Origin of the sequence: Polaribacter haliotis (genome assembly GCF_014784055.1) — a bacterium.
GTDB lineage: Bacteria > Bacteroidota > Bacteroidia > Flavobacteriales > Flavobacteriaceae > Polaribacter > Polaribacter haliotis.
The window spans coordinates 132,947-146,221 of the sequence record NZ_CP061813.1 but is presented as its reverse complement, the minus strand read 5'-3'; the positions used below and the strand labels follow the sequence as shown (position 1 = coordinate 146,221).

General features: G+C 29.4%; 11 protein-coding genes. 1 reads left to right on the top strand and 10 read right to left on the bottom strand.

Annotation, left to right across the window (positions count from 1 at the left end; translation table 11 throughout):
* The first annotated feature begins 89 nt into the window (after positions 1-89).
* Entirely contained in the window at positions 90-1,247 is a 1,158-nt protein-coding gene (locus H9I45_RS00430; RefSeq protein WP_088355263.1) for an alginate lyase family protein, read from the top strand.
* A 9-nt stretch (positions 1,248-1,256) separates the two neighbouring features.
* Here H9I45_RS00430 and H9I45_RS00425 read toward each other — a convergent pair whose 3' ends face one another.
* The 10 genes from H9I45_RS00425 to H9I45_RS00380 all read right to left on the bottom strand — a co-directional run bounded on the left by H9I45_RS00425 (position 1,257) and on the right by H9I45_RS00380 (position 13,275).
* Complete coding sequence (locus tag H9I45_RS00425; protein WP_088355264.1) at positions 1,257-1,760, bottom strand: C2 domain-containing protein; 504 nt, start codon at positions 1,758-1,760, stop codon at positions 1,257-1,259.
* Positions 1,761-1,880: 120 nt separating this feature from the next.
* Complete coding sequence (locus H9I45_RS00420) at positions 1,881-4,259, bottom strand: polysaccharide lyase 6 family protein (RefSeq protein WP_088355307.1); 2,379 nt, start codon at positions 4,257-4,259, stop codon at positions 1,881-1,883.
* Positions 4,260-4,572: 313 nt separating this feature from the next.
* On the bottom strand, positions 4,573-5,706 hold the full coding sequence (locus H9I45_RS00415) for a glycoside hydrolase family 43 protein (RefSeq protein ID WP_088355265.1): 1,134 nt from the start codon (positions 5,704-5,706) through the stop codon (positions 4,573-4,575).
* Between the two features lie 252 nt (positions 5,707-5,958).
* Positions 5,959-6,912, bottom strand: a complete 954-nt coding sequence (locus H9I45_RS00410) for an acetyl-CoA carboxylase carboxyltransferase subunit alpha (RefSeq protein WP_088355266.1) — start codon at positions 6,910-6,912, stop codon at positions 5,959-5,961.
* 73 nt (positions 6,913-6,985) lie between these two features.
* Positions 6,986-7,900 carry a DMT family transporter gene (locus H9I45_RS00405; RefSeq protein ID WP_088355267.1) on the bottom strand — a complete coding sequence of 305 codons (915 nt, stop codon included), beginning with the start codon at positions 7,898-7,900 and terminating at the stop codon, positions 6,986-6,988.
* Entirely contained in the window at positions 7,887-8,978 is a 1,092-nt protein-coding gene (locus H9I45_RS00400) for an LptF/LptG family permease (RefSeq protein WP_088355268.1), read from the bottom strand. The genes H9I45_RS00405 and H9I45_RS00400 overlap by 14 nt, the downstream gene beginning before the upstream one ends.
* A gap of 68 nt (positions 8,979-9,046) precedes the next feature.
* Positions 9,047-10,177 carry a tRNA guanosine(34) transglycosylase Tgt gene (gene tgt, locus H9I45_RS00395; RefSeq protein ID WP_088355308.1) on the bottom strand — a complete coding sequence of 377 codons (1,131 nt, stop codon included), beginning with the start codon at positions 10,175-10,177 and terminating at the stop codon, positions 9,047-9,049.
* Positions 10,178-10,491: 314 nt separating this feature from the next.
* Positions 10,492-11,379, bottom strand: a complete 888-nt coding sequence (gene rluF / locus H9I45_RS00390) for a 23S rRNA pseudouridine(2604) synthase RluF (protein ID WP_088355269.1) — start codon at positions 11,377-11,379, stop codon at positions 10,492-10,494.
* A 33-nt stretch (positions 11,380-11,412) separates the two neighbouring features.
* Positions 11,413-12,015, bottom strand: a complete 603-nt coding sequence (locus H9I45_RS00385; RefSeq protein WP_088355270.1) for an alpha-ketoglutarate-dependent dioxygenase AlkB family protein — start codon at positions 12,013-12,015, stop codon at positions 11,413-11,415.
* A 45-nt stretch (positions 12,016-12,060) separates the two neighbouring features.
* Entirely contained in the window at positions 12,061-13,275 is a 1,215-nt protein-coding gene (locus H9I45_RS00380) for a M24 family metallopeptidase (protein WP_088355271.1), read from the bottom strand.

Sequence of the window (13,275 nt, the reverse complement as noted above, 5' to 3'; positions counted from 1 at the left end):
AAATAAGTTTGGGATTTTTATTTACTATAATTTCATCAACCCAGAAAGGGTTCAAAACCCTTTCTGGGTTTAACACGATATAAAATATTATGAAAAAAACACTATTTTTTGCAGTTTTCATTACTATACTCTTCAATTGTAAAAAAGAAAATAAATTCAATTTAATTGAAGTTGAAAAAGAACGTGTTTTAAAAAATGCTGAACAGTATCTAACTTCAAAACCAATTACAGTTACAGCAAATATTGCTGAAAGAAGTTCAGGAAACAAACACGATTTTTATTCTGAAGGCGACTATTGGTGGCCAAATCCTAATGATTTAGAGGGTTCTTACATCAGAAAAGATGGTTTGACAAATCCTGATAATTTTACAGCACACAGAAAAGCTATGATTCGTTTGTGTGAAATTGCTGGAAGTTTAGGATCTGCATACATTATCACTAAAGATGAAAAATATGTGGAAGCTTTAATGCCGCATTTAAAAGCTTGGTATGTAAATGAGGAAACAAAAATGAATCCGAATTTGTTATTTGCACAAGCAATTAAAGGAAAAGTTACAGGACGTGGAATTGGAATTATTGATACGCTTCACTTAATTGAAGTTGCTTTGGCAATTAAAGCAATTGAAAATTCAACAACCATAAATACAAATGATTTAAAAGCGGTTAAAAAATGGTTTTCTGATTATTTAAGTTGGTTAACAACACACAAATTCGGAGAAAAAGAGAGAAATAATGGAAATAATCATAGTACTTGTTGGGCTTTGCAAGTCGCTACTTTTGCAGATTTAGTAAATGATAAAACTGAATTAGAAAACTGCAGAAATTTTTATGAAAACACATTGTTACCAAATCAAATGGCTTTAGATGGTAGTTTTCCAAAAGAAACTGCAAGAACAAAACCTTATGGTTATTCTTTGTTCAATTTAGATGCAATGGTTAGTTTATGTCAGGTTTTATCTACAGAAAATGAAAATCTTTTCAATTATAAAACCAAAGAAGGAAAAAACATACAATTAGGAATGGAGTTTTTATATCCTTTTATCAAAAATAAAAAAGATTGGCCTTTTCAAAAAGATGTAATGTATTGGAATAATTGGCCTATAAAACAAGCTTCGCTCCTATTTGTAGGTTTAAATTCTAATGAAGAAAAGTATTTAGATTTATGGGAAGATTTGTCTTACGATTCTACTCCTGAAATTGTTAGAAATACGATTGTTAAGAATCCTGTTTTGTGGGGTTTTAAATAAAGTTAATCTTTATTTTTCTACTAATTCAAGAGTAGTAAAATCATAATCTGAGTGTTCGTATTTTTTATAAATGAACTTTGAGTTTTCTCTATCAAATCTTGCACTATTTACTCTATTATAATTATTAGAAAAAATAAAATGGTCGTTATAAAATGGCAATGGATCAGATATAATTGCATTATTCTTTATAAAAAATAAAAGTGAAGTCCCTTCAAAATAATCAAATCTATTATAAGAAGGAACCAAAATACCAGTTGTTAAAAAACCAATTCCTCTATCATAATACATAGAACTGATAATATAAATTTCATCCCAATCTTCACAATTAAAGATGATATTAAAATCGTGAATTGAATTAATTTCTAACTTCGATAAATCTGAAAATTTCTTATTAAAAGTTTCAGAGAGACAAGTTTTTGAAATTGTATTGTTTTTATAGAGCTTATAAAAAGTATTTAATGAAAAATAAAGAATTATACCTGCTATAATTTTATAAAAAGTTCTTCTTGTCATTTTTTAAGTATTCATCAAAAGTACAAAACAACTCTTTTAAAAGTTATTATGTAAATAAAAAAAAGACCCTTCAGATTTTAAAAACCTGAAGGGTCTGAAATTGTTAAAAAAGTATATTTATTATTGTTTCAATCCAATTCTTCCTTTATCATTATTTTCTTTTAAAAGAGGAGAATTTTTACTTGGAATAAATAAGTCTTTATCATCCCATCTTGGATTTTTGTACAGATTATCTTTTTCAGAAGCATTTTTACTCACTTTTATAAAACCACTATCGTGAATTAAACAGTTAGAAATTGAGTTTGCACTTCCTTTTAAATCCACAAAGTTTTTAATTTTATAACTATCATCAAAAACAGAATTGGTAATTTCTACTTTATGAATTCCTATTGTTCGTAAAACTTTTCCTTTTTCTTCATTATAGACATTGCTAAAAACGCAATTCTTAACAATTAAATTTCCTCCTTCGATTTCCACACTTGGTGTTTTTCGAACGTAATTAACGGCTGCTTCTTCAATATCTCTAAAAATTGTGTTTTCTAAAATGATGTTATTGGCATTGTACATACCCATTTCGTCTTTATCGTAAGATAAATTTAAGCCTCTGTAATTATTCTCAAATCTAGAGTTTTTAAAACTCAATGTATCTGCTTTTGTTCCATTGTATGCTTTAAAAACAGAGCCTCCATCATGATTTTTAAAATTCTTGAAAATTACATTGTCAATAAAAACGCTGTATAAACCTCCTTCTTTTTTATCAGGTGAAACTATGGCATATTTTGGAGCAGAAATTTCACCATCTATAATTACATTTTTTAAAATCATTTTAGAATCTTCATTCATTCTAAACATATAACTTAAAGGTTTTTCTATATCTTTTTTAACAGTTAAGATAGATGCGCCTCCTTTATCACCAATAATAGATATATTATTTGAAATTTTAATGCTTTTTTCTAAAATATATTCTCCTGTTTTTAAACGAATTACAGAACCAGAACTTGCTTTTTTAAGCGCATTTCTCAAGGTTTCTACACCAGGTTCTACAGTAATATCTGCTGGTTTTATAATGGGTGCAATAATGTTTGGTTTCCAACCTGGACCAGCTCTTAAACTTAATGCTTTGGGTAATTTTTTAGCGTCTAAATTAAAAGCACCTACATTATACACCTGTCTTTTGTCTTTTACAATATCTTCTTGCGGACTTTTCGCAGTTTTCGAAGCGATTAATAAATCTTTATTATCTGCTGTTGGTATTGGAAAATTTTTAATTTCTTTCCAATTTACTTTCGTTGTTTTAAATCCTTTTTCTGAAGACCCTAAAGCATCTATGTAATTATTATTAAAGTTGATATCTGAAGCTTCGTCAACAAAAATTACATTTTTAGAAGGTTTATTATTGAAAACTAAATTATTAGAGAAATTTACATTTTTAGGAGCTAAACTTTTTTCATCATCTTTTCCTTCTCCGAAAGAAATTGGCCCGGAATTTATAATGGTATTGTTCTGAATATTCACATTTCTAACTTGTTCGTATCTGTTTAAAGGTGAATTTGGGACTCCATTCATTAAGACAATTGGTCCTCTATAACCATCTCCTTGCAAACCAATCATTAAATTATTGTGGATTATATGTCCTGAATTTATAACTCTAATCCCTCCTGTTTTAGAAACACCATTTCCTAAAAAAACATTTCTTTCCACCAAAGCATTATCTCCATGTCTTAAAGTTAAAGCACCTTTGCTTCCAACAAATAAATTGTCTCTAAAAGTATTATCGCCAGATTTGTTTGAGATAATTTCTATTTCTCCATCGCAATTTGCAAATACATTTCTTTCTACTAAAGTTTTAGAAGATTTTTTAGAGTTTGTACTCGTTCCTATTCTGATGGTTTCTCCTCCATTTACACCTAATTCTGGTCTTGCACCAAATAAATTATTATCTATTCTATGATTGTTTTCTATATGCTCTTCACCTTTTAACCAAACCACTAAAGTTGTTCCTGGACTTGTTTTACCGGTAAAATTATTATGATCTACTCTATTATTTTTTCCCCAAATATCTACCCAATGATCTTTAATTCCGTCTTTTACATTGTAATAAGAAATTGTAGAATTTGTAAAGCGACAATTATTTGCAAAGGTTTTAGAATCTTTTCGAAATTGAACTACAGATTTGTAAGAAGAATCTCCATCTTTAAACCACAAACCACTTACAATTATATGTTCTCCATAAATGTTTAAAGTTGAATTTCCAGCAATAATAACTTCTCCTGGTGTTTCTGCTTTTACTATAATTGGAGCATCTTCTGTACCTTTTCCATATGCGTTTAATTTTACATCTTTCCAAATTCCGTTTTTTAGAAGAATAACATCTCCAGCTTTTGCTGTTTTTATTGCTGAATTATATTCAGAAATATTAGAAACAGTTTTTTCCTGGGAAAAAAGAAAACTTGTAAAAATAATTAGAACAAATGTTAATAGTGAATTGTGATTTTTCATAAAATAATTTAAAACAAACTGGTTAACCAATTATAAATGTATTAAATTTCTATTACAAAAAAGAAAAATTACCATTTAAAATTAATCACGTAGATAAATATGAACTTATTTAGGATTATTATCTACTTTCTAATACTCAATTACAAATATTAGACCCTATTTTAAATTTTAAAGAAGTTAAAAATGTAATTATAATAATTAATATCTCTTTTTAGACCAATAATAGCTAAAATGTTTTCATAAAAAAACTGAATTTCCCATTCAAAATATATTCTTCAATACAGCAAAGTCTAGTATTTTTTAGCTCTATAATTTATTTATCAAAAATAGATAAATCCCATTTTTCTTTAAACTCTAAATACGGAACATTATCTTTAAATTGAACTGGTAAAAAAACATAACGACCATCTATCGCATTTTTTGGTCGCCAGCGATCTGCAACAAAAATAAAAGCATCTTTTTTATCTATAACAGGAATTACATATGTACTTTGAGAGTGAAATGTTGTTGCTTTTTCCTCTGTTGTTCCAATAACAGGATTTCCTAAAGAAGTCCATTTTCCTAACATCGAATCTGCAACAGACAATCTTGCTGGATTTGGTTTCCAGCCTGTTAAACCAGAAGAAAACATAAAGTATTTTCCATTTCTTTTAAAAATAGCTGGAGCTTCATTTCTTCCACCAGGGAAAACTCGAATATATTCTTTGGTTAGCGATAAATAGTCGTCTGATAATTTAGAAATTAATAAAGTTTGGTTTTCTTCTGAAGCAGTTATGTGATATCCAGTTTCATCATCATCTACAAAAAGCGTCATATCTCTAGACATTTGTCCGCCTTTAAAATCCCTTTTAAAAAAGGCACCTTTTACTACTTTTTCTTTCCAATTTTTATCTTTTCTGCTTTTAATTTCAGCAGCATTATCATAATCTTCTTTAGAAAAATTTTGTGGTAGAACATTTGCGTGAATTCTAAAACTATTTATATATTTATAAGGTCCAGACACATTATCTGCAACTGCAACTCCTGTTAAAGCGGCCTTGTAACCTTGGTCTTTTAATTCGTGATGAAACCACATTACAAACTTCTTCGTTTTCTTATTAAAAATTACTTTAGGACGCTCTAAAACCGAACCAATTTGAAGTTTAGAACTGCTATCTTCTTTCATTTTTAAAGCAACACCTTCATTTTTCCAATTGTATAAATCAGTGGAAGAATACACACGAACACCTACCATTGCTTTATTACCCTCTTTTCCAGAAACCATGTGTTGCCCAAACCAGTAATATGTATTATCGTGAATTAAAAATCCTGCTCCATGAGCATTAATATGCTCATTATTTGAATCTAAAAATAATTCTCCTGAAATAAATTCAGATTGTTTTTTATCTTCTTTTGTACAGGAAAAAAGAATAAAAGTTACAAAAAGAAAGCTAAAATATTTTTTCATTTTTATCTTATTTAATCGGTTCTATTGTATAGTTATACTTTAAAGTTTCTAGGCTAAATTTAATGTTCTTAGATAGGCTTCATTTTTATCAACATTTAAAACAGAACCTCTTAAGTAATCATCTGTAAATAAAAACTCTTTCTTGAAATTGTATTAAAAAAAAAGTTGAACAATGAGATCATTATTCAACTTTAGTTTATCTATTTAATTCTTTTAATAATTATATTAATTATTTAAAAATTGAAAATTTATTTACTCTTTATAAACACCCATATTTGCGTACTTATCCATTCTTTTAGAAACTAAATCAGTTTCAGATAAATCTTTCAATTCGTTAAAAGAACTTACAATTTGGTCTTGTACCGCTTTAAAAGCTCCTTCTCTATTAGAATGTGCTCCTCCAACTGGTTCTTTTATAATTCCATCAATTAACTTTAACTTTTTCATATCAGTTCCCGTTAATTTTAAAGCTTCAGCAGCCTGTTCTTTATACTCCCAACTTCTCCATAAAATTGAAGAACAAGATTCTGGAGAAATAACAGTGTACCAAGTATTTTCCATCATATATACTCTATCTCCTACTCCAATTCCTAATGCTCCACCAGAAGCTCCTTCACCAATAACAATGGTAATAATAGGTGTTTTTAAACGAGTCATTTCGAAAATATTTCTCGCAATTGCTTCTCCTTGGCCACGTTCTTCTGCTTCCAAACCTGGGTATGCACCTGGAGTATCTAATAAAGTAACTACAGGAATTCCAAATTTCTCGGCCATTTTCATTAAACGCAAGGCTTTTCTATATCCTTCTGGATTTGCCATTCCGAAATTTCTATACTGTCGAGTTTTGGTATTGTATCCTTTTTGCTGACCAATAAACATATAAGATTGGTCGCCAATTTTACCCAAACCACCAATCATTGCTTTGTCGTCTTTTACACTTCTGTCTCCATGAAGTTCCATAAAAGTATCTCCACAAATTGCTTTAATATAGTCTAATGTATAAGGTCTATTTGGGTGTCTAGATAATTGAACCCTTTGCCAAGGTGTTAAGTTCTTATATATATCTTTTCTAGCTATTGCTAGTTTTTTCTCTATTTTTTTGCAAGTTGCAGTAACATCTACTTCGCTTTCTTCTCCAATAATTTGGCATTTTTGAAGCTGATCTTCAAGCTCTTTTATTGGCATTTCAAAATCTAAATATTCCATTTTGTAGTTATCTGATTTTAGTTATTTGTAAAGACAAACATACTATAAAATTTACTTTTTTAGGCAAAATAGCCTATTTTTTTCTGCTTAGTTTTTGTTTGAACTTCTCTTTTAAACTTACGCTGTTTTTTATAATTCCGTTTAATAATACCACAAATAAAACAATAAAAGCTCCCAAATAAAAAGTAGGGCTCATTTGTTCTTCGTCTCCAAAAATTAATAATGCTAAAATAATTGCATAAATTGGTTCTAAATTAATAGTAAGCATTACTGTATATGGAGATAAGTATTTCATCACTTTTACAGAAGCGATAAAAGCATAAGCAGTACAAACGCTACTTAACAGTAATAAGTATAACCAATCCATAGTTGGTACTTGAAAAAATTCTACTGAAAATCCATTACTAAATAGAAGGTAAATTGTAATAAAAACAACTCCAAATAAAAGCTGATAAAAAGAAATAGTATCTGCACTATGCTTTTTAATAAAAAGGCCATTTAAAACTGCAAATAATGCTCCTAAAAACGAAGCAATTAATGCATAAATAATTCCTAATTTATACTGGCTTTCAAAATTAAAAATAACATACAAGCCTGCAATTACTAGAAGTCCAAGTACTATTTCAACAAATTTAATTCTTCTATTAAAAAAGACAGGTTCAATTAAAGACGTAAAAAAAGCACCAGTACTCATAGTTACTAAAGCTACAGAAACATTAGAAACTTTAATCGCCTTAAAAAAGAAAATCCAATGAAGCGCAATAATAACTCCCGTCAAAAAAAATTTAACAACAGTTTTTTTATCTATTTTAAACTTTTTTTTCTTTAGCAAAAAATAAATAAAAATAAAAATTACAGCTAATAACATTCGATACCAAACTAATGGAATTGCATCAATCGTAATTAACGCACCCAAAATGGCTGTAAATCCCCAAATAAAAACTATGAGATGTAAAAGTAAATAGTTTTTAAATCTACTTTCTTGCATTCCAATAGAGATAAACAGAAATAATGCCAAACATTATATTTGGAATCCAAACGTATAGGAAAGAATTTACGCCAGCTACAGAGCCTAAAACTTCTCCAATTTTCATAAAGAAAACGTATAAGAACATAATTCCAATACCAATTGCTAGGTTAACTCCTGTTCCACCTCTTCTTTTTCTAAAAGCCAGTGCAACTGCTATAATAGTAAGTATATAGGATGCAATTGGCAGACTTGTTCTTTTATGAAGTTCAACTAAATATGCATTTAAGTTTTTTACACCTCTTTTTTTAGACAAATCTATAAATCGGATTAACTCATCTGAAGGCATTTCTTGAGATAAAGCAGATTTATAAATTAAATCTCTTGGCGTAAAATTAAAAACTGTATCTATTTTATTTCCACTAAAAATACTATCTCTGTCTTTATAAATAAGACGCTTTCTCCAATTTGTAAGAGAAAAAGTAGAGTCTTTAGAATTATAACGCAAATTATCTGAAGATAATTTCGATTTCAATTCTAAACCATCGTATGTTTCTGAAGTGAAGTTATAGCCCGCGTTTGTTTCTATATTATAATTTCTAATATAAATATAGGTACTGTCTGTAAGTTGCAAACTAAAATCGGAAATAAATTTTAAATCGTTTTTTTGTCGTGCATTATTTATGTATTTTTTTTCGAATCCTCTTCTTACTTTACTACTATTAGGAACTACAAAATGATTCATCCCTAAAGATATAATAGTTACTAATGTAGCTCCAATAAAATAAGGATATAAAAATCTTGTAAAAGATACTTTTGCATTTGTAATCGCAATAATTTCTGTATTATTTGAAAGTTTAGAAGTAAATAAAATTACGGCTATAAATAATGCCAAAGGCATAAATGTGTTTGCGTAATAAATAATAAAATTCTTATAATAATCGTTTAAAATTTCTTCTAAACCCAAGTTTGTATGCTCCAGAAAATTATCTATTTTTTCTGAAACATCAATTGCAATTGCAATTGGTATTAAGATTAATAAGGTAAACAAGAATGTTACCAAATAACGCTTTAATATGTACCAATCTATTATCTTCACTTAAACTGTTTAATCGTGTAATTGTTTATTTGTGTAACTGTTAACTTCCAACTGAAAACTGCTTACTTTTATAGCCTTTTATCCATTTGCTTCACCATTTTATCTTTCCACTCTCTAAAATCTCCAGCTAAAATATGTTTTCTTGCTTCACGAGTCAACCAAACATAAAAACCAAGATTATGAATCGAGGCAATTTGCTTTCCTAACATTTCTTTTGCAGCAAAAAGATGACGCAAATATGCTTTGGAATACATGGTATCTACCCAAGTAATTCCCATGTCGTCTATTGGAGAAAAATCGTCTTCCCACTTTTTATTTTTTATGTTGATAGAACCATGTGCTGTAAATAACATTCCGTTTCTGGCGTTTCTTGTTGGCATTACACAATCGAACATATCTATTCCCAAAGCAATATTTTCTAAAATATTTATTGGCGTTCCAACACCCATTAAATAACGTGGCTTGTCTTCTGGTAACACCTCACAAACAACTTCTGTCATTGCATATAATTCTTCTGCTGGTTCCCCAACTGAAAGTCCACCAATTGCATTTGCTTGCTGACCAGAATTTGCAATGTATTCTGCAGATTGTCTTCTTAAATCTTTATAAGTACTTCCTTGTACAATTGGCATAAACGTTTGTTCATAACCATATTTAAAAGGCAGTTTTTCTAAATGATTTATACATCTGTCCAACCATCTATGTGTCATGTGCATAGAACGTTTTGCGTAATTATAATCACAAGGATAAGGTGTACATTCGTCAAACGCCATAATAATATCGGCACCAATTGTACGTTGCGTTTCCATAACGTTTTCTGGTGTAAAAAAGTGCATAGAACCATCTATATGACTTTTAAATTTTACGCCTTCTTCGTTAATTTTTCTTCTTCCAGAAAGTGAATATACTTGGTAACCCCCAGAATCTGTAAGGATATTTCTATCCCAATTCATAAACTTGTGTAAACCACCAGCTTTTTCTAATATTTCCATTCCTGGTCTTAAAAAAAGGTGATAGGTATTTCCTAAAATAATATCAGGGTTTATCTCATTTTTAAGTTCTGTTTGATGAACTCCTTTTACAGTTCCAACAGTTCCCACAGGCATAAAGATTGGTGTTTCAATTTCTCCATGATCTGTAGTAATTGTTCCTGCTCTTGCTTTACTTTTGGGGTCAGTAATTTTTAAGTCAAATTTCACACGCATAAATTTTGGTGATTTTGTGAAAATTTCATCACAAAATTAAGAACGTGTGTAACCACTTCGTTCTCTCATTTATTATTTTAATTTTGAAAATAAATTAAAATAATAAATTTTCGTTTCATTGGTGGCAAAGATACTATTATTTAAGAATTGATAAATAAAATGAACTGTTATATAAAACCAAAAGTTAAAATATTGATTTTGTTGGCAAATAAGCGCGTTAAGGATTGTAGTGGAAATCCTTTTTTATTTATTTAAATAAAAAAGATTGCAACGAAAAGCCTGACCTGAAAGGGAACGCTCAAAAAACACTACCAACGTTTCTTTTTAGTAGAACTCGAATTATTTCTCCTGTTTTTTGGTGAAGATTTTCTAAAAGAAGCACTTTTTTTATTGAAATCGTTTTTTGAAGGTGCTAATTTTCGCTTTGGTTTAAATGTTTTTGGAGCAGTTTTAACTTTAGACGCTTCTTCGGTTTTAGAGGATGTGGAAATCATTTTATTGATTTCTTTCATCTCTTCATCCGTTAACTCACGCCAATCTCCAGATTGTAAATAACCCAACTCAACATTCATGATTCGGGTTCGTTTTAACTTGGTTACTTCATAATCTAAATACTCGCACATTCTGCGAATTTGGCGATTTAAACCTTGTGTTAAAACGATTTTGAAAATTTTATCGCTCACTTTTTCTACCAAACAATTTTGAGTAACAGTGCCTAAAATAGGGATTCCATTTCCCATTTTTTCTATAAAATCTGGTGTAATTGATTTGTTTACTGAAACAAAATATTCTTTCTCGTGATTGTTTCCTGCTCGTAAAATTTTATTGACAATATCACCATCATTAGTCAAAAAAATTAAACCTTCAGATGGTTTATCTAAACGTCCAATTGGAAATAATCTTTCTGGATAATTAATGTGTTTTACGATGTTATTTGGCTCTCTATCATCAGTCGTAGAAACGATTCCAACAGGTTTGTTTAAGGCAATATAAAGCGTTACGTTTTTTGGAGTTACTAACCGTCCGTCTAATTTTACAACATCTTTTTTGGCAACTCTATTTCCTAATTGCGTAGGTTTTCCATTGATGGTAACTCTGCCTTCTTTAATAAATTTTTCTGCTTCTCTTCGAGAACAAATCCCTGAAGAACTGATGTATTTATTAAGATTGATGGTATTTTGTGAATTAGAATCCAAATTGTAAAATTTTATGCAAAAGTAAAGATTAGATTACAATTCTATGGTTCTAAACGTCAAATTAATTCGTGGTGTAAAAACCATTTTTGTTGGTGGTAATCTGTGCAACCAATTGGTTTGTGTAAATTCTCTCATTACCAACAAACTTCCTCTTTCTAAAATAATATCTATTCGTTGTTTGTTTTCTTTATGTTTGAAAGAAAATTTACGTTCTGCTCCTAAAGAAAGTGAAGCTATTGCTCCGTTTTTCTTCAACATTTTTTCTCCATCTGAATGATAAGCCATTCCTTCTTCTCCTGAATGATATAAATTTAACAAGCAAGAATTATACGTTTCTCCACTTTCTTTTTCTACAATTTCTTTGAGTTCTAACAGCTCTTTTGTGAAAATATTTGCTGTTTTTGTAACTCCTGAATATTTGTAAGAAAATTCAGATTCGCCATACCAAGCCACTTTTCTTTTGGTAATTATTTTTTTTCCAAAAATAATGGCTTCGTCATTTTTCCAGTCAATCGTTTCGAAGAGTTTTTGGTAGAAAAAATCACATTGATTTTTATCTAAAACAATACCATGATAATTGGTAACACCATCGAAAGGTAAAATGTTTTTTATTTTTTCTGAAGAGAATAAATCCATTTTATAAAAATACGATTTATCTTTTATTCTGAAAGAAATTAGAGATTAAACTCCGAAAGGATTTTCGATAGAATATGCAGGTTCCGTAAACCATTTTGCGCCTTTCTCTGTCATATAAATATGGTCTTCTAAACGCACGCCAAATTCATTTGGTACACAAATCATAGGTTCGTTACTAAACGTCATTCCAGAAACTAATTTTGTCTTATTTCCTCTTACAATATATGGATATTCGTGAATATCTAACCCAATTCCATGACCAGTTCTGTGAGGCAAACCTGGTAAATTATAATCTGGCCCTAAACCATTTTTCTCTAAAGTTTTTCTTGAAGCATCGTCTACAGAAGCACATGAATTTCCTAAAATTGAAGCTTTAAAAGCCGATAATTGTGTTTCTTTTTCGAGATTCCATATTTTTCGTTGCAATTCGTTTGCTTCTCCGAAAACGTAGGTTCTTGTTATATCTGAAATATAGTCATATAACTGACAACCAGTATCCACCAAAACCATATCGTTCATTTCCAATTTCTTTGGATTTTTAACGCCATGAGGAAAAGAAGAATCTACACCAAAAAGTACAATACAAAAATAGGAACCTGAAGAAACTCCGTATTTTTTATGTGCTTCGTGGATAAAATTTTCTACTTCTCTTGTGGTAATTCCGACTCTTAAAATTCTTGCAGTTGCTTTTTGAACTTCCAAAGTAATGTCCATTACATATTGCATTATTGCAATTTCTGCGTCAGATTTTATCATTCTACATTCAGAAATTAAACCGGTTGCTTTTTCAATATAAAAAGAATGAACTTCTTTATGTAAACCATTTATAATTGAAAATGGTGTCGTTTCATCTAACTGAATTTCTCCTTCAGTAATTTTATTTTCATCTAAAACCTGTAAAAATAATTTATGCGGACATTCATGTTCTTCCCAACAATGAATAGTTCCTTCTATTTCTAAAAAATCTTCGATGGTTCCTTTTTCAAAATTCGGAGCAATATAATGTACTTCTTCATTTGGTAAAATTATTGCGCCCACCATTCGCTCACTAGCATGCCAATGTGTGCCTGTAAAATACAATAAATTTGTACCTGCATTTACATATACTGCCTGCACTTTATTTGTTTTCATTAAACCAGATAATTTCTGAATTCTCTTTTTATATTCTTCTTTTTGAATCGGTTTAACTGTTGTTTTTAAAGGCTGAATTGCTTCCAATTCTGCTTCAATAGTTGAACCTCCAATACCAAATGTTTTCAT